Here is a 26,089-nt window from a genome sequence, read left to right as displayed (position 1 = left end):
CGCTAGGCAGTCCCACCCGCTGAAGTCCATCTACGGTTTCTTCCGCTGATGCAGCACAGCTTCATCTACGGTGGGGAGGTGCGATGGGACTCCCGCCAGCTCGAGGCGCTGGCCGCCGTCATCACCGAGGGCTCGTTCGAGGGCGCCGCGCGGGCGCTGCACGTGACGCCGTCGGCCGTGAGCCAGCGCGTGCGCGCGCTGGAGAACGCGGCGGGGTCGGTGCTGGTGCGCCGCACTCGTCCGGTCGCCCCCACGGAGCCGGGCCGCACGATGCTGCGCCTGGCACGGCAGGTCGAGCTGCTCGGGGCGGAGGCGAGCCGCGCGCTCGGCCCCGGCGCCACGCACGACGGCGGCGATCCCGGCGACGCCCGCCGGCCCGTCACCGTGCCGCTGGCCGTGAACGCCGACTCCCTGGCCACCTGGGTGCTGCCCGCCCTCGCCCAGGTGGAGGGGGTCTGCTTCGACCTGTACCGCGAGGACCAGGACCGCACGGTGGACCTGCTGCCCGCGGGCGTCGTCATGGCCGCGATCACCTCCCAGCGCGAGCCCGTGCAGGGCTGCAGCTCCGCCCCGCTCGGGATCACGCGGTACCGCCCCGTCGCGACCCCCGCCATGATCGAGCGCTGGTTCCCCGACGGCCCCACGGCCGACGCGCTCGGCCGCGCGCCCGTCGTCGTCTTCAACCGCGGCGACGACCTGCAGGACGTCTGGCTGCGCGACCGTGCCGCCGCGACGGGCGCGGCGGTGCCGGACCCGCCCCGCCATCACGTGCCGAGCACGGCCGAGTACCTCGACGCGGTGCGCCGCGGCCTCGGCTGGGGCATGTGGGGACCGCTCCCCGGCCCGGACGCCCGGTTCCCGGTGCTCGGGGACGCCCTCGAGCGGGGCGAGGTGCGGACCCTTGCCGACGACGCCGTCGTCGACGTGCCGGTCTACCTGCAGCAGTGGAAGCTGCGCTCGGAGGTCCTCGACCGCGTCACCGGCGCCCTGCGTGCCGAGGCGCGCCGCGTCCTCCCGCAGCGCTGAGCTCGGCCCGAGGTCGGCCCGAGGTCGGCACGACCGAGGGCCAGGCGCAGACGGAGAGACCCCCAGGGTCAGGCGCAGACGCCCGGCAGCAGCGAGGGGCTGGGCGACGGGGACGGCGAGGAGGACTTCTCGCCCGCCTGCTTGCCGGGGGACGCGACGTCGTCGTCGACCGGCGTCGCGCCCGTCGGCTTCGGCGAGGAGGATGCCTTCGCCCCCTTCTTCTTCTCCGCTGCCGGCGTGCCGGGCGGGGCCTTGTCGGCGCGGATGCGCGCCCAGATCTCGTCCGCCGCGGGCGTCCACTCCACCCGGCCGGGCTGGCTCACGGAGTCGACGACGGGCACGGAGGTGAACACGATCCGGGCGGGGTCGATGTCGCGGATGCTCCACGCCAGGCCGGCGAGCGCCGTCGGGCTGGCGAGGTCCGGGTCGGTCGAGATGGAGCCGAGGATCTTCCGCACCATGCGGTACAGCCGCGGCGAGTCGGTGATGACGTTCTGCGACAGGATCTCGCGCATCGTCGCGTCGAAGAACGCCTGCTGCCGCTCGATGCGCTTGAGGTCGCTGCCGATCTCGAGGCCCATGCCCTCGCCCTTGCGGGCGCGCAGGAAGTTGATCGCCGTGTAGCCGTCGAGCTTCTGCCGCCCGGCCTTCAGGTCGAGGTCCACCCGCTGCCCCTTGACCGCCTCGGGCAGGCACATGGTGACGCCGCCGATGGCGTCGACGACGCCGATGACGCCGTTCATCTGCACGACGACGTGGTCCTCGATCCGCACGCCCGTGAGCTTCTCGACCGTGTGGATCGTGCAGGCCGCCGCGCCGGTGACGTCCTTGCCGGGACCACCGCCGAGGGCGAACGCGGTGTTGAACATGGCGTTCGTCTGCGGCGCGGTGCTGCCACCGCCCGGGAGCTTGCAGGACGGGATGTCGACGAGGGAGTCGCGCGGGATCGAGACCGCCTCGATGCGGCTGCGGTCCCCGGAGATGTGCACGAGCAGCGTCGTGTCGGAGTGGAACTCGTCGCCCGCGCCGGCGATCTCGGCGTTCGCCGCGTCGCGGAAGTCGGTGCCCATCACGAGGATGTTGAGGTCCTTGCCGGCGAACGGGTCGCTCGGGTCCTGCTCGGTCGCGACCGCGGGCGGGCGGTCGTCCTCCGCGAGGAGGTCGTCGACGTCGGACACGTCGATCTGGGAGCGCAGGTCGACGAACGACGCGACCGCCGTCGCCGTCCCGAACGCCACCACCGCGGTGAGGACGAGGGCGGTCGAGCGGACGACTCGGTGCGAGGCGAAAGAGGTCGCGTGACGCGGCAGGGTCCGCACAGCGCGATACTAGGCCGTGAGCAGCGCGGACGCGCGGGGGACAGCGGTTTCACCCGCCGACCCCCGCGCGTGCCGTGAGTGCTCGTCAGTCCCGCGCGGCGAGCGCGGCGACGGCGAGCCCGGGCTGGTCCGCGAAGACGCCGTCCAGGCCGGTGTCCAGGAACGCGTCGAGCTCGCCGGCCAGGTCACCGTGGGCCGTGAGGTCCGCCGAGGAGCGGTACTCGGCGGGCAGGAACTGGTTCTCCGCGCGGAACGTCCACGCGTACACGTCGAGCCCGGCCCGGTGAGCGTCTCGCACCACGGAGGTGGGCTCGCCGAGCGTGCCGTCCGCGTCGCGCGGGACGACGACGTTCTTCTCCAGGCTGGCGATGTCGGCGTACCGGGCCACGCCCCGCAGGCCCGCGGGCGTCACGAGGTCGGCGTACGTGCGCGGGTCGCCCGCCGCCACGAGGTCGTACGGCGCGCCGCTCGCGGACACGTTGAGGGCCAGGCGCACGCCGGTCAGCCTGTCGAGCTCGCGCAGGTTCCCGGTCTCGAAGGACTGCACGACCACCGGGTCGCGGGGCGAGTCGTAGCCGTGGGCGTCGAGCTCCGCCACGAGAGGCGCGGTCAGCGAGAGCCCGATCGACGCGAAGTAGGTCGGGTGCTTGGTCTCTGGGGCCACGCCGACGGGGCGGCCGTCGCACGTCTGGGAGTGCCGGGCGAGGTCGAGCACCTCGTCGAGGGTGGGCACCTGGTAGAGACCGTCGAAGGCCTTGTTGCCCGGCCGCACCTGGGGCAGGCGCTCCACGGCCCGCAGGGTGCGCAGCTCCGCGAGGGTGAAGTCCTCGGTGAACCAGCCGGTCACCGCCGCGCCGTCGACCGTCTTGGTGGTGCGGCGCGCGGCGAACTCGGGGTGCTTCGCGACGTCGGTCGTGCCACCGATCTCGTTCTCGTGCCGTGCGACGAGCACGCCGTCCTTCGTGGGCACGACGTCGGGCTCGATGACGTCCGCGCACTGCAGGATCGCCTGCTCGTAGGAGGCGAGGGTGTGCTCGGGCCGGTACCCGGACGCCCCCCGGTGCCCGATCACGGTCACGCCGTCGTCGGGCGTCCGCGTCTTGCGCAGGTCGATGACGACCATCTCGGTGTCGTCGGGCGTGCCGGGCCGGCGGGCGGAGTTGCCCGGGTAGTTGTTGTCGTTGGCGATGAGGATGCGTCCGTCGCGCAGGCGCAGCACCGTCTCGAACGACTGCACGGGCAGCGCGTACGTCTCGCCGAGGCCGTACCCCTCCCCCGCGTCGATGCCGCGCGGGTTGGCGACGCGCAGCGCGTCGAGGACGAGGTCCTTGCGGACGTAGCGGCCGCCGGAGCCGTCGGGCTCGGTACGCGTCAGGTCGATCTCGTAGACGCGCTTGGTGACCGCCGCGGGGCCTTCGAAGTCGTCCCGCTCCACCACCCAGAAGCGGTTCTTGCCGACCGTGAACGCGTCCCCGACGACGTTCGCCTCCTGGTCGGCCTGGTACGCCCACGTGCGGCCGGTGTACTGCCCGCGGCGGGTGTCGAACTCGTGGATCACGCGACGGCGCTGGTCCGCGTCGGTGGTCAGCGCACCCTCGAGCACCGGGTAGAGGTAGCGCCCGGAGCGCGCCATGGCCTCGAAGCCGCGGCTCGCGCGCACGGTCGGGGTCTCGCCCGCGGCGAGGTACGGGTTCTGGGGGGACTTCAGGCCGCCCGGCAGCGGGTAGGGCTTGTCGAGCAGCGTCCCGTCGGCGTCGAAGTGCAGCAGGAACGGTCCGAACTCCTCGCCCACCCACAGCGTGCCGTCGTCGGCGCGCGCCACGGACTCGATGTCGAAGTCGGCGCCCGTGAGCAGCCGCTCGCGCGTGTCCCCGCGCACGATGTCGAAGTCCAGGAGTCCGTTCGCGTCGTTGTAGGAGATGTGGTCCAGCACCTTGATCTGTCCCGACCCCGACCCACCCTTGCGGCCCGTGCCGCCGGAGCGGCCGGTGTCCCAGTCGGGACGCACCAGGTAGCTGCGCAGCAGGAAGTCGGCGGAGTTGCCCTTCGCGCCGAAGCCGTTGTCCGGCTGGGCCCAGAACGTGCCGTCCCCGTTGTCGACCATGGCCGAGAAGCCGGGGACGACCTGGCCGTCCCACGGCCCCTGGCGACCGTTGCCCGCCGAGGCCGCGGCGCCCGACGGCGGGCCCTCCGCGAGGTAGTCGGCCGACAGGGTGGCACGGCCCTCGAGGGTGGGGACGAGGTGGGTGCTGGCTGCCCCGCGGTGATGGGGGCTTTCGGCGCCGGCACCGTCGGGGCGGCCGCCGGCAGCCGCTGCGGAGCCGGCAGCCGTGAGAGCGACGACCGCGGCGGTCGCCGCAGCGACCGTCCGCAGGAGGCGGGCGTGCGTCTGTGAGCGAGTCATGGACCGATGACACCGACGCCCCGCGACGGCCCGCCCAACCCCGGATGAACCCTGAAGGTCCGCTGGATGACGATCCGTCCCGCCGGTCTCTCGCGGGCACTGTTGTCACACCCCTAGATCTGCTAGGTTCAGCACCCCTAGTACTTCTAGATATCGGGAGCCCACGTGCGCTTCGACAAAGACCTGGTGGCGGCGTCCGCCACCCCGCTCGTGCTGGGCATCCTCGCCGAGGGCGAGTCCTACGGGTACGCCATCCTGAAGCGGGTCACCGAGCTGTCGGGCGGCCGCATGCAGTGGACCGACGGGATGCTGTACCCCCTGCTGCACCGGCTCGAGCGGCTCGACCTGGTCGTCGCGACCTGGGGCACCTCCGAGGCCGGCCGCCGCCGCAAGCACTACGCGATCACCCCCGCAGGCAGGGACGCCCTCGCCGAGCGGCAGCAGCAGTGGTCCGTCGTCGCGGACGTGCTCCAGCACGTCTGGCGAGCCGCCCAGGCACCCGGCTCCGGCCCGGCCTCCCGCCCGGCGCTCGCGGACGGGTGGGCGTGATGGCCGAGCAGCACGAGCGCCTCGAGGCGCAGATCGACCAGTGGCGCTCCTACGTCCAGCGGCGCCGCGCCATCTCCGCCGCCGACGTCGACGAGATGGAGGACCACCTGCGCGGGCAGGTGAGCGACCTGACCGCCACCGGGCTCGACGACGGCGAGGCGTTCCTCGTCGCGGTCCGGCGCATGGGCAACCTCGACGCGGTCTCCCGCGAGTTCGCCCGCGAGCACTCCGAACGGCTGTGGAAGCAGCTCGTGCTCGTGCCGGACGACGCCCCCGAGGGCGCCGCGGGCCCGACCTGGCGCGAGCTCGCCGTCGTCCTCGCGCTCGCGGTGGGGGCGGGCGTCGCGGCGAAGATCGGCCTCGCCGCGATCCACGAGGACACCGCGCTCGTGCGCAACCTGCCGCTGCTCACCGCGCCCTTCCTCGCCGCCTACTTCGCGTGGAAGCGCCGCGTCTCGGCGCGCGTCCTGCTGTGGCTGCTGGTGCCGTTCGCCGCGCTCGCCGTGGTGCTCAACGTCTACCCGTACGACCTCGGCGGCTCCACCGTGCTGCTGGCGGCGATCCACGCCCCGCTCGTGCTGTGGGCGCTCGTCGGCGTCACCTACGTGGGCGGCCGGTGGCGGGCCGAGGAGCCGCGCATGGACTTCGCACGGTTCACCGGCGAGCTGGTCGTGTACGTCACGCTCCTCGCCATCGGCGGCGGGGTGCTCCTGGGCCTCACGGCGGCCACCCTCAACCTGGTCGGCGTGGACATCGAACCCGCGATGCAGAACTGGATCCTGCCCTTCGCGGTCCCGGGCGCCGTCGTCGTCGGGGCATGGCTGGTCGAGGCGAAGCAGGACGTCGTGGAGAACATCGCCCCGGTGCTCACCCGTGTGTTCACACCGCTGACGCTCGTCATGCTCCTGGTGACGCTGGTCGTGCTGCTCACGGCCGGCAACCTCGCCGACACGGACCGCGACCTGCTCATCCTCATGGACGCGATCCTCGTGCTGGTGCTGTGCCTGCTGCTCTACTCGGTGTCCGCGCGCGACTCGCTCGCCCGCCCGGGCTGGTTCGACGCCCTGCAGCTGGCGCTCGTCGTCGCCGCCCTCGCGGTGGACGCCGTCGCCCTGACGGCGATGCTGACCCGCATCGCCGAGTTCGGCGTCAGCCCCAATAAGGCGGCCGCCCTCGGGCTCAACCTCCTGCTGCTCGTGCACCTGGCGCGCTCGGGCTGGCTGCTGCTCGGGTTCCTGCGCGACCGCCGGTCGTTCGGCGCGCTCACCCGCTGGCAGACGCGCTTCCTGCCGGCCTACCCGGTGTGGGCGGCCGTCGTCGTCGTGGCTTTCGGCCCGCTCTTCGCCTTCGCGTAGCGGCCGAACAGGCGGTTGTACACCTACTGACGCGTCAGAAGGTGTACAACCGCCTGTTCGGCGTCGGGCCGGGTGCCGGGGGCCGGGGGCGGGGGCTGGGGGCGGGGGGCGGCTCAGGCCAGCTTGACCCAGCCGTCCCGGCGGAAGGCCGGGGTGGCGAACGCGAGCACGGACAGCGCGCACGCCAGGGCGGCGAGCATCACCCAGGACATCGCCACCGCGTCTCCGCCGAGCACCCCGACCAGCGGCGAGACCAGGCCGGCGATGCCGGACTGCACGGCGCCGATGACGGCCGCGGCGGTGCCCGCCCGCTCGCCGTGCCGCGACAGGGCGATCGCCGACGCGTTGGCGGGGACGAGGCCCTGGAAGGCCAGCACCAGCCAGAGCACGGCGAGCAGGCCGACGAGACCGCCCGCGCCGGTCAGCGCGACCACGAGCAGCCCGACGCCGACCACCCCCTGGATCGCCAGCGCGGCCCGCAGCAGCCGGATCGGCGCGACCCGCCGCACCAGGGCGGCGTTCACCTGCGCGGACAGCACGAGCCCGAGACCGTTCACGGCGAAGAGCAGGGCGAACTGGCCGTGGGTCAGGCCGTAGCCCTCCTGGAAGATGAACGGCGAGCCGACCACGTAGCTCATGAGGACCGCCTGCCCGAGCCCCGGGATCACGGCGAGCGCCATGAACTGCTTGTCCCGGACCAGGGTGCGGTAGCCGGCGAAGACGCTGCGCGCGCCGCCGGCCTGGCGACGCACGGCGGGCAGCGTCTCCGGCATGAACCGCCACACCACGACCGCCATCGCCACGCCCGCGAGCGCGAGGACGCCGAACACCCAGCGCCAGCTCGCGGCCGCCGCCACGGCCGACCCGAACGTCGGCGCGAGCATCGGCGCGACGCCGATGACGAGCATGAGGCGGGACAGGATGCGCGCCGCCTCGGCCCCCACGAAGCGGTCTCGCACGACGGCCATCGAGGCGACGCCGCACGCGGCGTTGAAAAAGCCCTGCAGCAGGCGCAGCCCGACGAGCACCGTCATGTTCGGGGCGAAGGCGCACAGCAGCGACGTGACGACGTGCAGCGCGAGCCCCCACATCAGGGGCGTCCGGCGCCCGAAGCGGTCCGACAGCGGACCGATCGTGAGCTGGCCGAGGGCGCCACCGAGGAGCATGACGGAGACCGAGAGCTGCGCGAACGACGCCGAGGAGCCGAGGTCGGCCGCCACCTGGGGCAGGGACGGCAGGTACATGTCGACGGTGAACGCCGGGAGGGCCGCGAGCGCACCGAGCATGAGGACCCAACGGAACGGAGAGCGGGCGCGCGGAAGTCTCACGGAGGCGTCGGGCATGGCACCCATGCTATCGAAACGATACGACCGTGCCCAGAGGAATGTCGGGGCTGCGCCCCCGGACTGTCGGTGGGATGCGTCACGATGGATCCATGTGCGGCCGCTACGCGTCCTTCCGCGACGCCCAGGACATCGCCGACGACCTCGCGCTCGCCGAGATCGCCGAGGACGCCCGTCTCCTCCCACCCTCGTGGAACGTGGCTCCGACCGACCCCGTGCGCATCGTCGTCGAGCGCCCGCGCCGGCTCGAGGGGGGCGCCACAGGGGAGATCACCCGGACCCTGCAGCTCGCGCGCTGGGGCCTCGTCCCCTCCTGGGCGAAGGACCCGTCGGTGGGCGCGCGCATGATCAACGCCCGCACCGAGACCCTGCTCGACAAGCCGGCGTTCGCGAAGCCGCTCGGCGTCCGGCGCTGCCTGCTGCCGGCGGACGGCTACTACGAGTGGCGCAGGCTGGCGCTGCCGGAGGGCGCGCCGGCACGGGCGAAGGTGCCCAAGCAGCCGTACTGGATCCACCCGGACGACGGCGGGCTCGCCGCGCTCGCCGGGCTCTACGAGTTCTGGCGCGACCGGTCGAAGGCGGACGACGACCCGGACCGCTGGCTCGTGTCCACGACGGTGATCACCACGGCAGCGTCGGCCGACCTCGAGCGCATCCACGACCGGATGCCCGTCGTGCTCCCCCGCGCCGCGTGGGACGCGTGGCTCGATCCCGCGGTCGGCGCCGAGCAGGCCATGGGTCTGGTCACCGGCCCGCAGGTCGCCATGGCCACGCGCCCCGTCGGCGACGCCGTCGGCTCGGTGCAGAACAACCGGCCGTCGCTGATCGACCCCGACCCGGACCCGCGGGACCCGGACGTGGTCGGCACCACCCCGAGGTAGTGCGCCCCCGGGCTCAGGCGCCGGTGTAGGCGCGCTGCAGCCGCACCGGCGTGATCTCGCCGATGCCCTGGACCTCCTGCGCGGGCTGCGCGGTCAGCGCGTAGCGGGACGACGACGCGAGCAGCGACGCCGTGTGGGGGTCCACCAGCACGGTGGCGGGCTCGGCGAGCTCGGTGATGCGCGACGCGAGGTTGACGTCGGAGCCGAACACGTCGCCGAAACGCGAGAGCACGCGCCCCCACACGAACCCGACCCGCACCGGGATCTCCTTCTCCGTGGCGTGCGGAGCGGCCAGCCCCAGCGCCACCTCGGCCCCCGTCGTCACGTCGTCGGCCACGAACAGCACGGCGTCGCCGATGGTCTTGACCACCCGGCCACCGGCCTCGGTGATGACGTCGCGCGCCCGTGACTCGAAGAGCTGCACGAACTCCGACAGCTCCTGCGACCCCAGCCCCGCCGTGCGCTTGGTGAACGACACGATGTCCGCGAACCCGACGGCGCGTGGCAGGGGCAGCTCGTCGCCGTGCGCGGCGTGCGTGCCGCGGGCGCCGCCGAACTCGGTGGCCAGCCGGCCGGTGAGCGCGGCGAGCTGGCGCCGCCAGGCGTGCTCGAGCTGCCGGGAGAGCCGGTCGGCCATCTCGGGCACGCGGTCCAGGGCGGCGAGCCGGGCGCTCACGTCGTCCAGGCCGTCGCGCCGGCTGAGGTGCTCGACGAACGCCTCCACCTGCCACAGCGCGAGCCGGTCCGTGGTGTGCCCCAGCGAGCGGATCAGCGTCATCTGCGCCTGCTCGTCCAGCCGCTCCGTGTCCACGAGCTCGCCGATCTCGCGCAGCGCCTCCATGTCGGCGTCGGTGAACCCCACCTCCGCCGGGTGCGTGACGGGCAGCCCGAGCCACCGCCAGTAGTTCTCGATGAACTCCTGCGAGTGGCCGGTCCCCTCCACGAGGTCCGACAGGGTGTACCGCCGCGGACCACCGAGGATCTCCTCGTCCAGCCGCGCCGCCGTGTCCCCGGACCGCCGCGCCCCGTCGTCGGTGGGCAGGTCGGGTCCGGTGGTGGTGTCGCTCGTCACGCCCCCACTGTAGCCAGCGTCACCTGGTGCCCCGCTGGGTGCGCAGGTGGTGCACGTCGCCCGCGGTCACGCCCCGCTCGCCCGCGGCCGTCGCGATCACCAGGGAGCCGTCGCTCGCGACACGCACCGCCGTCCCCTCGACGACGTCGTCCCGCCCGGCGAGCTCGGCTCGCACCGGCCTGCCCAGCGTGGCCGACGCCGCCGCGTACCGCCGGGCCAGCCCGGCCGCCGCGGCGTCGCCGCCCGCCCCCTCGAGGGCTGCGGCGAGCCCGACGAGCTCGCGCACCAGGGTGCCGAGCAAGGCACCGCGACCGGGAGCGTCGCCAGGGCGGGACACCGGTCGGGACAGGGCGAGGGACGTCGCGGTGGGCACGGGCAGCTCGGCCGCCGTCTGGTCGACGTTCAGCCCGACCCCGACGACGACGGCGAGGCCGGGCACCCCGGGCACCACCTCCGCGAGGACGCCCGCCACCTTCCTGGCCCGGCCGAGGCCGGGCACGTCGTCCGCGGCGGGCAGCAGCACGTCGTTCGGCCACTTCAGGGTGGCGCCGACCACCCCGGCCGCTTCCAGGGTGCGCGCGACCGCCAGGCCTGCGAGCAGCGGCAGCCAGCCGAGCGCGGCGCCCGGCAGCCGCGGGCGCAGCAGCACCGACATGGTGAGCGCGGCGCGCGGGGGCGTCTGCCACTCCCGCCCCGCCCGGCCGCGGCCCGCCTGCTGGTGCTCGGCGACGAGCGCGGCGGGGGCGCCCCACGCGCCCGGGTCGCGCCGCACGGCCTGCACCAGCTCGGTGTTGGTGGAGGCGGCGACGTCGACGACGTCGAGCCGCGCGAGGGGGCCGGACGGCGCGAGCAGGTCGCGACGCAGGGCGGGGACGTCCAGGGGGGCGCGGCTCACGCCCCGATCCTGCCGCATCACCTGTCCGGCACCTGTCCGGCGCCTGTCCGCGACGACACGTTGTGGGGTCCCTCCAAAGAATCGCGGTCCGGCGCAGCCTGTCGCGCATCGATGCGTGGCAACCCACCAACTAGGGTCGGTCGGGTGAACGACGCCACCACCGCCCAGGAGCAGGCCGCGGCTCGCCCCGGCACCGCCGCCAAGCTCGCCGACCTGGAGCGACGCCGCGCCGAGGCCGTCGCCGACGCCGAGGAGAAGGCGCAGGCGCGACAGCACCCCCGCGGCAAGAAGACCGCCCGCGAGCGCATCGAGGCGCTGCTCGACGAGGGCAGCTTCGTCGAGCTGGACGCGCTGGCCATGCACCGCAGCCGCAACTTCGGCCTCGACAAGCGTCGCGTCGCCGGCGACGGCGTCGTGACCGGCCACGGCACGATCGACGGCCGCCAGGTGTGCGTGTTCAGCCAGGACTTCACCGTGTTCGGCGGGTCGCTCGGGGAGGTGCACGGCCAGAAGATCGCCAAGGTGCAGGACCTCGCGCTGCGCACGGGCGTGCCGATCATCGGTATCTCCGACGGTGGCGGGGCGCGCATCCAGGAGGGCGTGGCCGCGCTCACCCAGTTCGCGGAGATGTTTCGTCGCAACGTCGCCGCCTCGGGCGTCGTCCCGCAGATCTCGCTGATCCTCGGCCCCAGCGCGGGCGGCGCCGTGTACTCCCCCGCCCTGACGGACTTCATCGTGATGGCCGACGGCACGTCGAACATGTTCATCACCGGGCCGGACGTGATCCGCACCGTCACGGGCGAGGACGTCGACTTCGAGACGCTCGGCGGCGCCCGCACCCACAACACGACGTCCGGTGTGGCGCACTACCTCGGCGCGGACGAGGACGACGCGATCGACTACGTGCGCCACCTGGTGGGCTACCTGCCGCAGAACAACCTGGGCGACGCGCCGTCGTTCCCGCCCGAGGACGAGACCGTGCTGGAGGTCACGCCCGAGGACGAGGCGCTCGACGTCATCGTCCCCGACAGCGACAACCAGCCGTACGACATGCGCGCGGTGGTCGAGGCGGTCCTCGACCCGGACTCGTTCCTCGAGGTGCAGCCCCTGTTCGCGCAGAACGTGCTGATCGGGTTCGGCCACGTCGAGGGCCAGTCGGTCGGCATCATCGCGAACCAGCCGCTGTCCATGGCGGGCACGCTCGACATCGACGCCGCCGAGAAGGCCGCCCGGTTCGTCCGCACCTGCGACGCGTTCAACCTGCCGGTCCTGACGTTCGTCGACGTGCCCGGGTTCCTGCCGGGCGTCGGCCAGGAGCACCAGGGCATCATCCGCCGCGGCGCCAAGCTCATCTACGCGTACGCGGAGGCCACGGTCCCGCTGGTCACGGTCATCACCCGCAAGGCGTACGGCGGCGCGTACATCGTCATGGGCTCCAAGCAGCTCGGCGCCGACGTCAACCTCGCCTGGCCGACGGCGCAGGTCGCGGTGATGGGGGCGTCCGGCGCGGTGAACATCCTGCAGCGGTCCGCCCTCAAGGAGGTCGCGGAGGCGGGCGGCGACGTCGAGGCCGAGCGCGCGCGCCTGGTCGCGGAGTACGAGGACGCGATCGTCAACCCGTGGGACGCCGCCGAGCGCGGCTACGTGGACGCCGTCATCCGGCCGTCGGAGACGCGCGTGCAGGTGGTGCGCGCGCTGCGCGCCCTGCGCACCAAGCGCGCCAGCCTGCCGCCCAAGAAGCACGGCAACATTCCGCTCTGAGTCCGGGTTGGAGGACAATCGCCTGATGAGCCACGAGGACGCCACGCACGGACCTGCACCCCTGGGGTCGACGGACCCCGAACCGATGCACCGCGCGGTCGACGCGCTGGCGGCCGCGCTGCACGAGTACGTGCAGACCGCGGTCGGGGTGCGCGCCGAGTTCGGTGCGGCGGAGGCCGACGAGGACCCGCGGGTGCTCGCCCTGGAGAACCGCGTGGGGCAGCTCAACGCCGCCGTCTTCGACGCGCTGCACGACAGCCTCGGCATGCACCCCGACCTCACGAGCTCCGTGTGGGAGGCGGACGAGGACGACGAGCCGGAGCACGCGCACGACACGCCGGAGGGGGCCGTGCCGGCCGAGGTGTTCTACCTCGGCTTCGTCGTGGCCGACCCGGCACCGGGTGCGCCGGCCACCCTCGACGGCGTGGTGGAGCTGCTCGACGAGGCCGGCGGCGACGTGGCGCAGCGGCTCTTCGACGGCGGCTACGAGGTCGCGGAGTGGGCCACCTCGCGCGGCGCCGCCGTGGAGTTCGGCGACGACGACCTCGACGACGAGCTCACGGACGAGGACGGCGACGAGCCGGGGGGCACGCGATGACCGGCGAGCGGCAGGGCGAGACCGGCGGCGAGGTGCGCGTCGTCCGCGGCCGGCCCGACGACGTCGAGGTCGCGGCGCTGGTCGCCGGGCTCGCCGCCGTCGCGTCCGCGCCGGGCCTGCCGGACGACGAGACGCCCGTCGAGGAGTGGACCAACCGCGCCCGCACGGTGCGCGGCAACGGGGCCGGGGTCACGGCCAAGAGCTTCGGCGGCCGGTGGGGCCGTCACAACGCCGACGCGTGGCGCTGGAGCCTGCACTCGTGAGTGTCGTCTGGCAGCAGGTGGACCGGGCCGAGGACGTCGACGCCCCGCTGGACGAGTTCCCCGCACCGCCGCCCCCGGGCTGGCTGCGCCGCTGGCTGTGGGCCCCGGCGCTCGTGGTGAGCGTCGCGCTCTACGTGCTGCGCCGCACGATCGAGGACCCGTCGGGCCCGGTCGAGCTGTGGCTGTTCATGGGGATGCTGGCGGGCCTGATGGTCACCGCCGTCGCCGCGCTGGTTCGCTATCGCGACGACCAGCGGCAGGGCGTCGAGCAGCGGTCCGCGGCCGCCTTCGCCGCCGGGGCACGGTCGGTGACCGGCTCGGTCCTGGTGCGGGAGCGGCGCACGTCGTCCGGGCTGCTGCTCAGCGGCGTCGTCGCGTACCCGACCGACGACGGCACGGACGACCAGCCGTTCTCGTACCTCGTGCGCGCGACGGACGACGAGACGCTGCCGCCGCGCGACGGCGACCCCGTGGCGGTCTGGTGGGCGCCGGGCACGGACACGGTCGTGGCCCGGTACCACCGCGGCTGGGCCGACTCCTTGCGCCGGCGCGCCGGGGGTCGCTGAGCCTCGACGCCGCAGCCGCGGCCTTCAGCGGGACGCGCGTCCCGCGGCGAACAGCCGGCACGCGTGCGCCGCGGTGCGCTCCAGCTCCACCACGGCGTCCCGGGAGAGCTCCGCGAGCGTCCGCGGTCCCGGCGCGAGCGAGAACGCCGCGGCGATCCCGGCGTCCGCGACCTGCCCGGGCGTGAGCTCCACGCCCCCGGCGACGACGACGACCGCCGCCCGGCCGGCGACGAGCCGCACCACGGTGTCCACCACCTTGCCGTGCAGGGACTGCTCGTCGAGCCTCCCCTCCCCCGTGAGCACGAGGTCGGCGCCCTCGAGCGCACCCACGAGACCGACGGCGTCGGCGACGAGCTCGCCGCCGGGGACCAGCGCCGCCCCCAGCGCGGCGGACAGGCCCACGGGCAGCCCGCCCGACGCGCCCGCGCCGGGCAGGTCGCGCGCGTCGTGCCCGGTGGACCCGGCGAGCGCGTCGGCCAGCCGCGCGAGCCCGTCCTCGAGCGCGACCACGTCGGCGGCAGTCGCCCCCTTCTGCGGCCCGAAGACGGCGGCCGCGCCGCGCGGGCCGAGCAGCGGGTTGTCGACGTCGCACGCGATGCGCCACCGCAGCCCGCGGGCGCGCGGGTCGATGCCGGACAGGTCGACGCGGGCCAGGGACCGCAGCCCGCCACCGCCCTCCGGCACGGCCTGGCCGGACGCGTCGAGGAACCGGGCGCCCAGCGCCGTGAGCAGCCCGGCCCCGCCGTCCGTGCTGGCGGAGCCGCCGACGAACAGCACGACCTCCTGCGCCGCCGGGGCGTCGTCGAGTGCGGCGAGGACCACGGTGCCGACGCCGTGGCTGGTCGCGTCGAGCGCGCGCAGCGGCACGTCGGCGACCTTGGGCAGCCCGTACGCCTCCGCGGCCTCGACGGCGAGCGTCCGACCGTCGGGGGAGACGCCGTAGCGAGCCGTCGTCGGGCGACCCAGGGCGTCCGACGTGGGGCAGGTGCGGGCCTCGGCCCCCCACGCCCCGAGGATCGCGTCGAGCGTGCCCTCGCCGCCGTCGGCGAACGGCACGGTGCGGACGCGAGCGCCCTCCCCCAGGGCCGTGCGGGCCCCGGCGGCGAGCGCCTCGGCGACCTGCGTCGCGGTGGCGCTGCCCTTGAAGGAGTCGGGCGCGACCACCACGCTCAGGGGGCGGGCCTGCGGGTCGGGGATGTCCTTCACGTCCTCGTGCACGAAGGACGAGGCTAGCCGTTCGAGCGGGCGTGGGCGCGGGCGTCTCGCGACCGCCCGCGCCCGGCGCCCGGTCAGCCCTGCGCCTTCTTCCGGTCCGCGAGCGCCGCCTCGTACTCGGTGCGGATCGTGTCGCCCCCGCCCTTGCGCCAGGCGGCGACGGCGGGCTTCCAGGCGCTGACCGGCTTGCGCCCGGCGAGGATGTCCGCCTCCACCGAGCCGAGCCGCTCGCCGATCTGGCCGCCCTTGCGGCTGTCGGTCTCGCTGAACAGGCCCTGCACGGGGTTCTTCACGGCGGTGGGCACGACGGCGGTCTGGGCGTCGTGCTCGGCCTGCGCGACGTCCGGGTCGCCGGCCTGGAAGTTGACCCACGGCCCCTCGACCACGTACTTGAGGCCGAGCTGCACCTCGGTGCGTCCCTTCTCCGTCGGCACCGGGTCGGTGCCGTCGAGCTCGTAGTGCACGCCCTCGATGCCGTAGGTCTTGAACAGGTGCTCCTCGGTGCCGAACGGGGCGGCGAGGTAGTTGATGACGTCCAGCAGGGCCTCGACGCGGTCGGCGGACTTCGCGCTGATCGACGTGACGTTCTGGACGGGCGCGCCCAGGTGGATGCCTGCGGTGCCGCCGCCCGCGGCGAGCGGCGGGGGCACCACCGCGAGCTCGAACCCTTCCCCGAGCGGGTAGTTCGAGAAGTCCGGCCAGGCGCTGAACGTGTCGTCGAGGAACCGGATGGTGCCGTTCACCAGCCACGTCTTGCGCTGCGGCTGCTGCGCGGTCACGCCGTCGGGGTGCACGAGACCGGCGGCCACCAGCTTGCGCGCGGCCTCGAGCGCCTCCTCCTGCGCCTCGTGCAGGTTCGCGCTGGTGAGCGTGCCGCCGTCGTCCGACCAGCCGTTCGGGATCTCGTACATCTGCCGCAGGAAGCCGAGGGGCACGCGTCCGAGCGCCCACGTGTTCCCGCCCGTGAGGTCCTGGCACAGGGCGTGGAACTCGTCCACGGACTTCACCTGGGGGTCGATGCCCTCGGACGCGAACCAGTCCTGGCGGGCGTAGAACACGCCGCTCTGGGCGGGGCCGCGCGGCACCGGCACCGCCATGACCTTGCCGTTGTAGAGGCAGTTCTGCCAGCTCTCGGTGGGGATGTTCGCGAGAAAGGGGTACTTCTCGACGGCGTCGCCGGCGAGCAGGTCGGTGAGGTCGGTCGCCCGTTCCTGCAGGAGGCTCGGCAGGCCGGGGACCGAGCCCGGGAAGAAGGAGAAGATGTCGGGCAGCCGGTCGCCGGCGACCGTGGTCTGGAAGCGGTCGTTGTAGTCGCCGGACGGCGTGAGCGCGACGGAGAGGGCGAAGCCGAGGCGGGAGTTGAGCTCCTGCCAGTACTCGTTCTTCTCCAGCGCGGGTGGGACGGGGCTGTTGGTCATCGTGAACACCGACACGTCCTCGCCGTCGCCCGGCTGGCCGGAGGCCGCCTTCTTCGGGCTGGCCGGGTACCGGAGCATCGTGTCGGGCACGCCCCGGGTGCCCTTGATGTCGATCTTCACGCCGGTGTAGGGGATGTACTTCGGCAGCACGGAGGCGTTCTGGGCGGCGGAGACCGCGGCGACGCCGCGGCCCTCGTTGCTGCACGCGGCGGTGCCGAGCATGGCGGACGCGCCCAGGCCGAGGCCGCCGAGCAGCAGGTTGCGGCGGGACATCCGGGCCTCGGCGAGCGGGGTGGGGATCATGCGAAGGACTCCTCGTTGAGCGGGTGGCGGTGCGCTGACGGGTGCGGGTGGGGACAGGGCGCGTCAGCCCTTGACGGCGCCGGTGAGCATCCCCTTGGCGAAGTGACGCTGCAGGAACGGGTAGACCACGAGCACCGGCACGACGGAGACCACGAGGATCGCCATCTGCAGGGACGTCTGTGGTGGCAGGGCCGAGGCGTCGATGCCCAGGTCCTGCGAGCCGAGCTGCGACCCGTCCACCACGTAGGTGCGCAGCACGAGCTGCAGCGGCCACTTGCTGGAGTCGGAGATGTACAGCAGGGCGCTGAAGAAGGCGTTCCAGTAGCCGACGCCGTAGAAGAGGCCGACCACGGCGAGCACGGGCTTCGACAGGGGCAGGCCGATACGGCGGAACAGCTGCCACTCGGTGGCGCCGTCGATGCGGGCGCTGTCGATGATCTCGTTCGGGAGCTGGACGAAGAAGGCCCGGACGACGACGACGTTGAACGCCGAGACCGACGTGGGGATGATCAGCGCCCAGAGGCTGTCGAGCAGGCCGAGCCGCTGGACCACCAGGTAGCTGGGGATCATGCCGGGGTTGAACAGCAGGCTGACCAGCACCAGGAGCAGCATCCCCCGGACGCCGAACGCGCCCCGCCGGCTCAGGGCCCAGCCGAGCGTGGTCGTGAGGGCGAGGCTGATCGCGGTGCCGACGGCGGTGACCATGACGCTGACCCACAGGGCCTGCGTCACGACGCCCCCGGCGAAGATCATCCGGTAGGCGCTGAGGTCGATCCCCGTGGGCAGCAGGACGAACCCGCCCGCCCGGGTGACCTGCTCGGGCGTCGCGAGACTGGTCGAGACGATCCCCACGAAGGGCAGGATCACCACCGCGCACGCGACGGTGAGGACGACGGCCTTGACGGCCCGCTCGGCGGGGCCGGGCATCGCCACGCCGTCGACGACGGCGCGCCGTCGGCGGGGCGGGACGCCTGCGGGCGCGGCGGGCGCGACGGGCTCTCGGGTGATGGTCATGCGCGGTAGACCCCTTCCTCGCCGAACAGGTGGGCGACCTTGTTGGCGACGAGCACCAGGACGAGGCCGAGCACGCCCTTGACCAGCCCGACGGCGGCCGCGACGCCCCAGTACCCGCCGACGACGCCCTGGTTGTAGACGTAGGTGTCCAGCACCTCGGACACGCCGAGCCCGACGGCGTCCTGCTGGAGGAGGAGCTGCTCGAAGCCGACGCTGAGGGAGTCCCCCAGCTTGAGGATCAGCAGCATGATGATGATCGGCCGCATCCCGGGCAGGGTGATGTGCCAGGTCTGGCGCCACCGGGTGGCGCCGTCGACGGCCGAGGCCTCGTACAGCGACTTGTCGATCCCCGCGAGCACGGCGAGGAAGAGGATGGTCGCCCAGCCGGTGTCCTTCCAGATGACCTGGGAGGTCACGAGCCCGTAGAACGCGTCGGAGTTGCCGATGACGTCGATCGGCTGCCACCCGTGCGCCCGCAGGAAGTTGTTGATGAGGCCGGCCCCGCCGAGCACCTGTTGGAAGACCGCGACCACGATCACCCAGGACAGGAAGTGCGGCAGGTACAGCACCGACTGCACCCACTGGCGCACCCGGTTGGACACGAGGCTGTGCAGCAGCAGCGCCAGGACGATCGGCGCGGGGAAGACGAGCACCGTCTGCAGCAGCGTGATGACCAGGGTGTTGCGCAGCGCGTTGAGGAACTCGGGGTCGCCGGAGAAGAGGATCGAGAAGTTCTCGAGGCCCACCCACAGGCTGCGCCCGATGCCGAGGTACGGCTGGTAGTCCTGGAACGCGATGACGTTGCCGCCGAGCGCCAGGTACTGGAACACGATGACGACGGCCATCGCCGGCAGGGCGAGGAGCAGCACGGCCCGGTCGCGCACCATCCGGCGCCACCACGGCAGCGGCCGGCGCGGGGCACCGGGGGCGTCGGCGGACGGCGCGGTGCCCTGCCTGTCCCGGGTCGTGGCCTCCTCGAGCGCCGTCATCCGTCCCTCCGCGGCCGGAGGGGTGGGCGTGGTGCCATGGGTCGGTCCTCTCGTCGTCGAGCGGTGTGCGTCAGGGCCTCGGCTCGTGCCGGCGCACCGATGCTAAAGTGATCGATCACTTCAGGCCGACACCGTAGAAGGTGATCGATCACACCGCAACTACCTGGCCTCGCGCCCCGGCGTCGCGCGGCGTGCCAGAATGACCGGACGCCAGGCCGAGGAGGCCCCATGACCAGCGAGGACGAGGCATGACGGAGGAGCGCACGGGGCAGGAGCGCCGCGCGACGATCTGGGAGGTCGCCAAGGCCGCCGGGGTGTCCCACCAGACCGTCTCCCGCTACCTGCGCGACGACCCGCGGATGCGTCCGGAGACCGTGGCGCGCGTCGCCGGCGCGATCCAGGAGCTCGACTACCGGCCGAACCTCGCGGCCCGCTCGATGCGCACGCGCCGCAGCGGTCGGGTCGCCGTCCTCCTGCCCGCCGTGGCGACCTACGGCCCTCCGCAGATCCTCGGCGGCGTCATCGAGGTCGCGCACGAGCACGGGTACACGATCGAGGCCCTGACCGTGGAGGGGACGGCCGCGGAGCGGTTCGACCGCGTGCTGGAGCTCGCGGACTCGGGCCAGGTCGAGGGTGTCCTCGCCCTCGCCCCGCTGCCGCCGGCGTCCGAGCACCGGGTGCCAGCGCGCGCCGCCATCGTCGCGTCGGCCGACTACGACGAGAGCTTCCGGGGCGTCGGCGAGCTCGCCGACGGCTCACCCGTCGCCGAGCTCGTCGAGCACCTCGCGGACCTCGGCCACCGGCGGTTCCTGCACGTGACCGGTGCGCTGGACTTCGCGTCCGCCCGGGGGCGCCGCGACGTCTTCGTCGCCACGGTCGAGCGGCTCGGCCTCGGCCCGGCGCTCGTGCACGAGGGCGACTGGTCGGCCGCCTCCGGCCGCGCCGCGGTCCACGCCCTGCCCGCGGAGGACCGTCCGACGGCCGTCGTCGCCGCCTCCGACACCGTCGCGGGCGGGGTCGTGCAGGGAGCGCGCGAGCGCGGGTGGTCGATACCCGGGGACCTCAGCGTCACGGGCTGGGACAACCAGCAGCTCGGCGCCTACCTCGAGCCGACCCTCACGACCGTCCAGGTCGACCACCACCGGCTGGGTCGTGCGGCCATGGCACGCATGGTCGCGACCCTGCGCGGAGAGCCCACCCCGGACCCACCCAGCGACCCGCTCAACACCATCATCTGGCGCGGGTCGACCGGCCCGGTCCGCGACGGACGCGGCGGCGAGGCGTCCGCCCGATAGGCGACGACGCAGCGCAGGACGCGCGAGGAGGAGCCGTGCTCGACATGATCGGGGTGAGCGGTGCGTCGGACACCGCCGCGCACCAGGAACGGAGGCACGCTCATGGGAATCGGACTCGGCATCTTCCTCATCGTCGTCGGCGCCGTGCTCGCCTTCGCGATCGCCCCGGACACGTGGGAGGTCGTGAACCTGAACATCGTCGGGTACATCTGCATCGGAGCGGGCGTGCTCGCCCTGATCCTCGGCCTCGTCCAGAACCGGCAGCGCACCCACACCAGCCACCGCGTCGAGCGGTACGACGACCGCACTCCCCCGCCGGTCTGACGGGCGGCGCTGACGGTCGGCGCCCGCCGGCGGCCGCAGCCTGGCCCGCCGGGCTAGGCTGCGGCGTGTGACTCAGCACACCCCGACCTCCAGCACCCCGTCCGGTGGGACGGGGCGCACGCCCTCCGCCGTCGACGCCGTCGCCGACGCGTACGTCGCGCGCTCCGCCGAGCTCGACCCGCTGCTCGCCACGTCGATCGGCCTGTCCGGGTTCGACCACCTCATGACCGACCTGTCCCCCGCCGGCCACGACGCCCGCGCCGAGAGCGACCGCGCGGTGCTGCGCGAGCTCGACTCCGCGGAGCGCGCCGGCGGCCCGCTCGACGCCGTCGACCGCGTCACCCTCGCGGCGATGCGCGAGCGGGTCGGCCTCCAGCTCGAGCTGCACGAGGCGGGCGAGCCGCTCGCCAGCCTCAACAACATCGCGTCGCCGGTGCAGGAGCTGCGTGACGTGTTCGACCTCATGCCCACCGGCTCGGTGGAGGCGTGGGAGAACGTCGCCGCCCGGCTCAACGCGGTCCCCGACGCGGTCGAGGGCTACGTCGCCTCGCTCACGGAGGCCGCCCGCCGGGGCCAGGTCGCCGCGATCCGCCAGGTGCGCGAGGGCGTGTCGCAGTCGCGCGAGCTCGCCGGGGAGGAGTCCTTCTTCCGCGGGCTGGTGCGCGGCGAGGACGCTGCCGCCGTGCTGGACGACTCCGCGGCCTGCAGCCTCGTGCGGGCCGAGCTGGAGCGTGGCGCGGACGCCGCCCGCGCCGCGTACGGCCGCCTGGCCGACTTCCTGGAGCGCGACCTGGCGCCCCAGGCCCCCGAGGCCGACGCCGTGGGCCGCGACCGGTACGCGCGCTTCTCCCGCGAGTTCCTCGGCGCCGAGGTCGACCTCGACGAGACGTACGCCTGGGGCCTGGACGAGCTGGCCCGGATCGTCGCCGAGCAGGAGGCGGTGGCGCGCCAGATCGCCGGTCCGGGTGCGAGCGTCGAGGACGCCGTGGCCGCGCTCGACGCCGACCCGGCCCGCACCCTGCACGGCACGGACGCCCTGCGTCGCTGGATGCAGGAGACCGCCGACGCCGCGATCGAGGACCTCGCCGGCACCCACTTCGACATCGAGGGTCCCGTGCGCACGATCGAGTGCCGCATCGCCCCCACGCAGACCGGCGGCATCTACTACACGCCGCCGAGCGACGACTTCTCGCGGCCGGGCCGCATGTGGTGGTCGGTGCCCGCGGACGTCACCGAGTTCAACACCTGGCGGGAGAAGACGACCGTCTACCACGAGGGCGTGCCGGGCCATCACCTGCAGTGCGCCGCCGCCGTGGTCGCGCGCGACACGCTCAACTCCTGGCGCCGCCTCATGTGCTGGGTCTCCGGGCACGGCGAGGGGTGGGCCCTGTACGCCGAGCGACTCATGGCGGACCTCGGCCACCTCGACGACCCCGGCGACCGCTTCGGCATGCTCGACGCGCAGCGCATGCGCGCCGCCCGCGTCGTGCTCGACATCGGCGTCCACCTGGGCAAGAAGGCCCCCGAGGCGTGGGGCGGGGGCACCTGGGACGCGGAGAAGGCGTGGCCGTTCCTCCGGGCGAACGTCAACATGCCCGAGTCGTTCGTGCGCTTCGAGCTCAACCGGTACCTCGGCTGGCCCGGCCAGGCGCCCTCCTACAAGGTGGGCCAGCGGCTGTGGGAGCAGGCGCGCGAGGACGCCCGGGCCGCGGCGACCGCCCGCGGCACCCAGTTCGACCTGCGGGAGTTCCACGCGCAGGCGCTGAGCCTGGGCTCGGTGGGCCTCGACGTGCTGACCGGCGCGCTCCGCGACCCCCGCGCCTGACGGCGGGGCCCCCCAGGCGCCCGGCCCCGCATGGAAGGCATCCTCACCGGCTTCGCGATCATCGGCGTGGTCATCGGCGTCGGGTACGTCGCGGCGCGCCTGCGCCTCGGCGGGCCCGACGCCGGCACCGCGCTCAACCGGATCGGGTTCTTCGTCGCGAGCCCGGCGCTGCTCTTCACGGTCATCGCACGGGCCGACGTGGGCGAGCTGTTCCAGGCCCCGCTGCTCGTGCAGGCCGTCGCGGCCGTCACGATGGCCGGGGCGTTCGTCGTCCTCAACCTGCTGTGGCTGCGCCGCCCGGCCGCGGAGGCGACGATCGGGGCGGTGTCGTCCGGGTACGTCAACGCGAACAACATCGGCCTGCCGGTGGCGGTCTACGTGCTGGGCGACCCGGCCGCCGTCGTCCCGGTGATCCTGCTGCAGCTGCTGGTCCTCGCGCCCGTGACGCTGCTCGTGCTGGACGCGCAGACGTCCGGGCGGGTGTCGGTGCGGTTCGTGCTCAGCCAGCCGGTGCGCAACCCGATCATCCTCGGCTCCCTGGCGGGGGCGGTGGTCTCCGTGACCGGGTGGAGCGTGCCGGCGCCGGTGCTCGCCCCGCTGGAGATCCTCGGCGGCGCCGCCGTGCCGATGATCCTGCTGGCCTTCGGGATGTCGCTGCACGGCGCGCGCCCGTTCCAGCAGCCCGGCGGACGGTCGGCGGTGGTCGTGGCAGCCACCCTGAAGGCGGTCGTCATGCCGGCCGTCGCGTTCGTCCTGGCCCGGTACGTGGTCGGGCTCGACGCCGCGCAGGTCGCCACGGCGGTCACGCTCGCCGCCCTCCCGGTCGCGCAGAACGTGTACAACTACGCCGCCCGCTTCCGTACGGGCGAGATGCTGGCGCGCGACACCGTCCTGGTCACCACGATCGCGTCGCCGGTCGTGCTGCTCGTGTCGAGCCTGCTGCTGCACACGGGCTGACCCGGTCCCCGCTCCGCAGGCCGGCACGGTGGGTCCCGGTGGGTAGGGTGCGACCGTGCCTACCGTCAGCCTCGTGCTCGCCTCCCGCTCCCCCGCCCGCCTGGCCACCCTGGCTGCGGCAGGCGTCACCCCGCAGGTCGTCGTCTCCGACGTCGACGAGCCCGCCGTGCTCGCGGCCGCACGGGGCCGGGCCGAGGACGACCTGGAGCCCGCGGACGCCGTCCTCGTCCTCGCGCAGGCCAAGGCGGAGGCCGTGAGCCGGCAGGTGGAGGACGACGTGTCCGCCCTCGTGCTCGGGTGCGACTCCATGCTCGAGCTCGACGGGGAGGTCGTCGGCAAGCCCGCCGACGCCGCGGACGCCCGCCGCCGCTGGCGCGCCATGCGCGGCCGCGCCGCCGTGCTGCACACCGGTCACTGGCTGGTCGACCTCCGGGACGACGAGGACGGCGGCACGGGCGCGACCCTCGGCGCGTCGTCGGCCACGACCGTGCACTTCGCCGACCTGGACGACGACGAGATCGACGCCTACGTCGCCACCGGCGAGCCGCTCGAGGTGGCGGGCGCCTTCACGATCGACGGGCTCGGCGGCCCCTACGTCGAGCGGGTCGAGGGCGACCACCACGGCGTGGTGGGGCTCAGCCTCCCGCTGCTGCGCGAGCTCCTCGGCGAGCTGGACGTGCCCTGGCGCCACCTGCGCGACTGACGACCGCACCCCCGCCGGGCGGCCGGGCTGTCGAAACCACCAACGGGGAGCAGGTCCGACACCCGTCATGCCCCAGGTCCATGTGGGATCCCTCCAAACGGCCCGGATCGCCGTTGGCACCGGGCACAGACTTCTGCGCGGGCGGCCCGCAGGTGCAGGACGACGACGGAGCACGCGTTACCGTGAGCCGTGCCCACCATCAGCAAGGTCCTCGTCGCGAACCGCGGCGAGATCGCCGTCCGCATCGCCCGTGCCTGCACCGACGCCGGGATCGCCTCCGTCGCCGTCTACGCCGACTCCGACCGCGACGCGCTGCACGTCCGGCTCGCCGACGAGGCCTTCGCGCTGCAGGGCCAGCGCGCCGCCGACACCTACCTCGACGTCGCCAAGCTGCTCGACGTCGCACGGCGCTCCGGCGCGGACGCGGTGCACCCGGGCTACGGCTTCCTGTCGGAGAACGCGCAGTTCGCGCAGGCGGTGCTCGACGCCGGCCTGGTGTGGATCGGCCCGCCGCCCGCGGCGATCGAGTCCCTCGGCGACAAGGTGAGCGCGCGGCACATCGCGCAGGCCGCCGGCGCCCCGCTGGTCCCGGGCACGCCCGACCCCGTGCAGGGCGCCGACGAGGTGCACGCCTTCGCCGCCGAGCACGGGCTGCCCATCGCGATCAAGGCGGCGTTCGGGGGCGGCGGCCGGGGCCTCAAGGTCGCCCGCAGCGCCGACGAGATCGACGAGCTGTACGAGTCCGCGGTGCGCGAGGCCGTGGCCGCGTTCGGGCGCGGCGAGTGCTTCGTGGAGCGCTACCTCGACCGCCCGCGGCACGTCGAGACGCAGTGCCTGGCCGACGCGCACGGCAACGTCGTCGTGGTGTCCACCCGCGACTGCTCCCTGCAGCGCCGGCACCAGAAGCTCGTCGAGGAGGCGCCCGCGCCCTTCCTCACCCCGGAGCAGGAGGCCGAGCTGGACCGCGCGTCGCGCGCCATCCTCAGCGAGGCGGGCTACGTGGGCGCCGGCACGTGCGAGTTCCTCGTCGGCACCGACGGCACCCTGTCCTTCCTCGAGGTGAACACCCGGCTGCAGGTCGAGCACCCGGTCACCGAGGAGGTCACCGGCATCGACCTGGTGCGCGAGCAGCTGCGCATCGCCGCCGGCGAGCCCCTCGGCTACGACTCCACGACCGTGCGCGGCCACTCCTTCGAGTTCCGCATCAACGGCGAGGACCCTGCCGCAGGCTTCCTGCCCTCGCCCGGCACCGTGAGCACGCTGCGCTGGCCGAGCGGTCCCGGGGTGCGCGTCGACACCGGCGTCGTCGAGGGCGACACGATCTCCGGCGCGTTCGACTCGATGATCGCCAAGCTGATCGTCTCCGGCGCCACCCGTGCGCAGGCGGCGCAGCGCGCCCGCCGCGCGCTGCGCGAGCTCGAGGTCGCGGGCATCCCCACCGTCGTGCCGTTCCACCGCGCCGTGATGGAGTCCGACGACTTCGTCCCCGCCGACGGCCCGTTCCGCGTGCACACGCGCTGGATCGAGACCGACTTCGCGGGCGAGCTGAGCTCCCTCGCGCCCGCCCCCACCCCCGCGCCCGACGCCGACGAGCCGTCCGAGGAGCTCGCCGAGCGCGTCGTCGTGGAGGTCGGCGGGCGCCGGCTCGAGGTCGTGCTGCCCGCGGGCCTCGGCGTCGCCGCCGGACGCGCCCGGCGCGCCAACGCGGCGCGCCGTCCGACCCGCCGCCAGGGCGCCCGCGCGTCCGCCGCGGCGAGCGGCGAGACGCTCGCGTCCCCGATGCAGGGCACCATCGTCAAGGTCGCCGTCGAGGACGGCGCCCAGGTGGCCGAGGGCGACCTCGTCGTCGTGCTCGAGGCCATGAAGATGGAGCAGCCGCTCCTGGCGCACCGGGCCGGCACCGTCCGGTCGCTGTCCGCCGCCCCCGGCGCCACCGTCACGGCCGGCGCCGTCATCTGCGAGATCGTCGACTGAGCATCGTGCGTGCTGACCTGATCCTCATGCGGGCCGAATG

Annotated in this window: 23 protein-coding genes; 14 read left to right on the top strand and 9 right to left on the bottom strand. The window is 74.0% G+C overall.

Annotated elements, in window-relative coordinates; genetic code table 11:
- The first annotated feature begins 78 nt into the window (after positions 1-78).
- The gene (locus ACWGKI_RS12780; RefSeq protein ID WP_452187437.1) at positions 79-1,026 is read left to right on the top strand and encodes a LysR family transcriptional regulator ArgP; all 948 of its coding nucleotides are present in this window, start codon (positions 79-81) and stop codon (positions 1,024-1,026) included.
- Between the two features lie 68 nt (positions 1,027-1,094).
- Here ACWGKI_RS12780 and ACWGKI_RS12775 read toward each other — a convergent pair whose 3' ends face one another.
- Complete coding sequence (locus ACWGKI_RS12775; protein WP_452187435.1) at positions 1,095-2,345, bottom strand: LCP family protein; 1,251 nt, start codon at positions 2,343-2,345, stop codon at positions 1,095-1,097.
- An 85-nt stretch (positions 2,346-2,430) separates the two neighbouring features.
- The gene (locus ACWGKI_RS12770) at positions 2,431-4,749 is read right to left on the bottom strand and encodes an esterase-like activity of phytase family protein (RefSeq protein WP_452187433.1); all 2,319 of its coding nucleotides are present in this window, start codon (positions 4,747-4,749) and stop codon (positions 2,431-2,433) included.
- A 165-nt stretch (positions 4,750-4,914) separates the two neighbouring features.
- Here ACWGKI_RS12770 and ACWGKI_RS12765 point away from each other — a divergent pair, with 165 nt between their 5' ends.
- Both ACWGKI_RS12765 and ACWGKI_RS12760 read left to right on the top strand, forming a co-directional pair.
- Positions 4,915-5,298, top strand: a complete 384-nt coding sequence (locus ACWGKI_RS12765) for a PadR family transcriptional regulator (RefSeq protein ID WP_380243381.1) — start codon at positions 4,915-4,917, stop codon at positions 5,296-5,298.
- Entirely contained in the window at positions 5,298-6,653 is a 1,356-nt protein-coding gene (locus ACWGKI_RS12760) for a permease prefix domain 1-containing protein (protein WP_380243380.1), read from the top strand. The genes ACWGKI_RS12765 and ACWGKI_RS12760 overlap by 1 nt, the downstream gene beginning before the upstream one ends.
- Positions 6,654-6,766: 113 nt before the next feature.
- Here ACWGKI_RS12760 and ACWGKI_RS12755 read toward each other — a convergent pair whose 3' ends face one another.
- On the bottom strand, positions 6,767-7,996 hold the full coding sequence (locus ACWGKI_RS12755; protein WP_380242211.1) for a multidrug effflux MFS transporter: 1,230 nt from the start codon (positions 7,994-7,996) through the stop codon (positions 6,767-6,769).
- 92 nt (positions 7,997-8,088) lie between these two features.
- On the opposite strand from ACWGKI_RS12755, the gene ACWGKI_RS12750 reads away from it, so the two are divergent.
- The gene (locus tag ACWGKI_RS12750) at positions 8,089-8,877 is read left to right on the top strand and encodes an SOS response-associated peptidase (RefSeq protein WP_452187430.1); all 789 of its coding nucleotides are present in this window, start codon (positions 8,089-8,091) and stop codon (positions 8,875-8,877) included.
- Between the two features lie 13 nt (positions 8,878-8,890).
- Here the strand turns inward: ACWGKI_RS12750 and ACWGKI_RS12745 are convergent, their stop codons facing one another.
- Positions 8,891-9,949 carry an adenylate/guanylate cyclase domain-containing protein gene (locus ACWGKI_RS12745; protein WP_452187428.1) on the bottom strand — a complete coding sequence of 353 codons (1,059 nt, stop codon included), beginning with the start codon at positions 9,947-9,949 and terminating at the stop codon, positions 8,891-8,893.
- Between the two features lie 19 nt (positions 9,950-9,968).
- Positions 9,969-10,844 (bottom strand): biotin--[acetyl-CoA-carboxylase] ligase, encoded by an 876-nt coding sequence (locus ACWGKI_RS12740; protein ID WP_452187426.1) that lies wholly within the window; start codon positions 10,842-10,844, stop codon positions 9,969-9,971.
- Positions 10,845-10,988: 144 nt separating this feature from the next.
- On the opposite strand from ACWGKI_RS12740, the gene ACWGKI_RS12735 reads away from it, so the two are divergent.
- Genes ACWGKI_RS12735 through ACWGKI_RS12720 form a run of 4 tightly spaced genes read left to right on the top strand, consistent with a single transcriptional unit; the run spans position 10,989 to position 14,032 of the window.
- Positions 10,989-12,605, top strand: a complete 1,617-nt coding sequence (locus tag ACWGKI_RS12735; protein WP_380242203.1) for an acyl-CoA carboxylase subunit beta — start codon at positions 10,989-10,991, stop codon at positions 12,603-12,605.
- A gap of 25 nt (positions 12,606-12,630) precedes the next feature.
- Positions 12,631-13,203, top strand: coding sequence for a hypothetical protein (locus ACWGKI_RS12730; RefSeq protein ID WP_452187424.1), 573 nt, complete (start codon positions 12,631-12,633; stop codon positions 13,201-13,203).
- Positions 13,200-13,466: an acyl-CoA carboxylase epsilon subunit gene (locus ACWGKI_RS12725; protein ID WP_380242198.1), complete on the top strand. Its 267-nt coding sequence runs from the start codon at positions 13,200-13,202 to the stop codon at positions 13,464-13,466. Before ACWGKI_RS12730 ends, ACWGKI_RS12725 begins: the two co-directional genes overlap by 4 nt.
- The gene (locus ACWGKI_RS12720) at positions 13,463-14,032 is read left to right on the top strand and encodes a hypothetical protein (protein WP_380242195.1); all 570 of its coding nucleotides are present in this window, start codon (positions 13,463-13,465) and stop codon (positions 14,030-14,032) included. The genes ACWGKI_RS12725 and ACWGKI_RS12720 overlap by 4 nt, the downstream gene beginning before the upstream one ends.
- Positions 14,033-14,056: 24 nt before the next feature.
- Here ACWGKI_RS12720 and ACWGKI_RS12715 read toward each other — a convergent pair whose 3' ends face one another.
- The 4 genes from ACWGKI_RS12715 to ACWGKI_RS12700 form a co-directional block, all read right to left on the bottom strand.
- Positions 14,057-15,250 (bottom strand): glycerate kinase, encoded by a 1,194-nt coding sequence (locus ACWGKI_RS12715; protein WP_452187422.1) that lies wholly within the window; start codon positions 15,248-15,250, stop codon positions 14,057-14,059.
- Between the two features lie 71 nt (positions 15,251-15,321).
- Positions 15,322-16,968, bottom strand: a complete 1,647-nt coding sequence (locus tag ACWGKI_RS12710; RefSeq protein WP_452187420.1) for an extracellular solute-binding protein — start codon at positions 16,966-16,968, stop codon at positions 15,322-15,324.
- Positions 16,969-17,031: 63 nt separating this feature from the next.
- Positions 17,032-17,982, bottom strand: a complete 951-nt coding sequence (locus ACWGKI_RS12705; RefSeq protein WP_452187418.1) for a carbohydrate ABC transporter permease — start codon at positions 17,980-17,982, stop codon at positions 17,032-17,034.
- Positions 17,979-18,971 carry an ABC transporter permease gene (locus ACWGKI_RS12700; RefSeq protein ID WP_452187417.1) on the bottom strand — a complete coding sequence of 331 codons (993 nt, stop codon included), beginning with the start codon at positions 18,969-18,971 and terminating at the stop codon, positions 17,979-17,981. The genes ACWGKI_RS12705 and ACWGKI_RS12700 overlap by 4 nt, the downstream gene beginning before the upstream one ends.
- A 248-nt stretch (positions 18,972-19,219) precedes the next feature.
- Here ACWGKI_RS12700 and ACWGKI_RS12695 point away from each other — a divergent pair, with 248 nt between their 5' ends.
- The 6 genes from ACWGKI_RS12695 to ACWGKI_RS12670 all read left to right on the top strand — a co-directional run bounded on the left by ACWGKI_RS12695 (position 19,220) and on the right by ACWGKI_RS12670 (position 26,049).
- The gene (locus ACWGKI_RS12695; RefSeq protein WP_452187415.1) at positions 19,220-20,266 is read left to right on the top strand and encodes a LacI family DNA-binding transcriptional regulator; all 1,047 of its coding nucleotides are present in this window, start codon (positions 19,220-19,222) and stop codon (positions 20,264-20,266) included.
- Positions 20,267-20,368: 102 nt separating this feature from the next.
- The gene (locus tag ACWGKI_RS12690; protein ID WP_380242183.1) at positions 20,369-20,590 is read left to right on the top strand and encodes a DUF6458 family protein; all 222 of its coding nucleotides are present in this window, start codon (positions 20,369-20,371) and stop codon (positions 20,588-20,590) included.
- A 67-nt stretch (positions 20,591-20,657) separates the two neighbouring features.
- Complete coding sequence (locus ACWGKI_RS12685; protein WP_452187413.1) at positions 20,658-22,415, top strand: DUF885 domain-containing protein; 1,758 nt, start codon at positions 20,658-20,660, stop codon at positions 22,413-22,415.
- Between the two features lie 30 nt (positions 22,416-22,445).
- A complete protein-coding gene (locus tag ACWGKI_RS12680) occupies positions 22,446-23,372 on the top strand; it encodes an AEC family transporter (RefSeq protein ID WP_452187411.1) in 927 nt (308 codons plus the stop codon).
- A 55-nt stretch (positions 23,373-23,427) separates the two neighbouring features.
- Positions 23,428-24,075 (top strand): Maf family protein, encoded by a 648-nt coding sequence (locus tag ACWGKI_RS12675; RefSeq protein WP_452187409.1) that lies wholly within the window; start codon positions 23,428-23,430, stop codon positions 24,073-24,075.
- Between the two features lie 189 nt (positions 24,076-24,264).
- Positions 24,265-26,049, top strand: a complete 1,785-nt coding sequence (locus tag ACWGKI_RS12670; protein ID WP_380242175.1) for an ATP-binding protein — start codon at positions 24,265-24,267, stop codon at positions 26,047-26,049.
- Positions 26,050-26,089 lie beyond the last annotated feature (40 nt).

Source organism: Isoptericola sp. NPDC055881 (assembly GCF_053615895.1).
The sequence above is the reverse complement of the archived record's forward strand: the minus strand, read 5'-3'. Positions and strand labels throughout refer to the sequence as shown.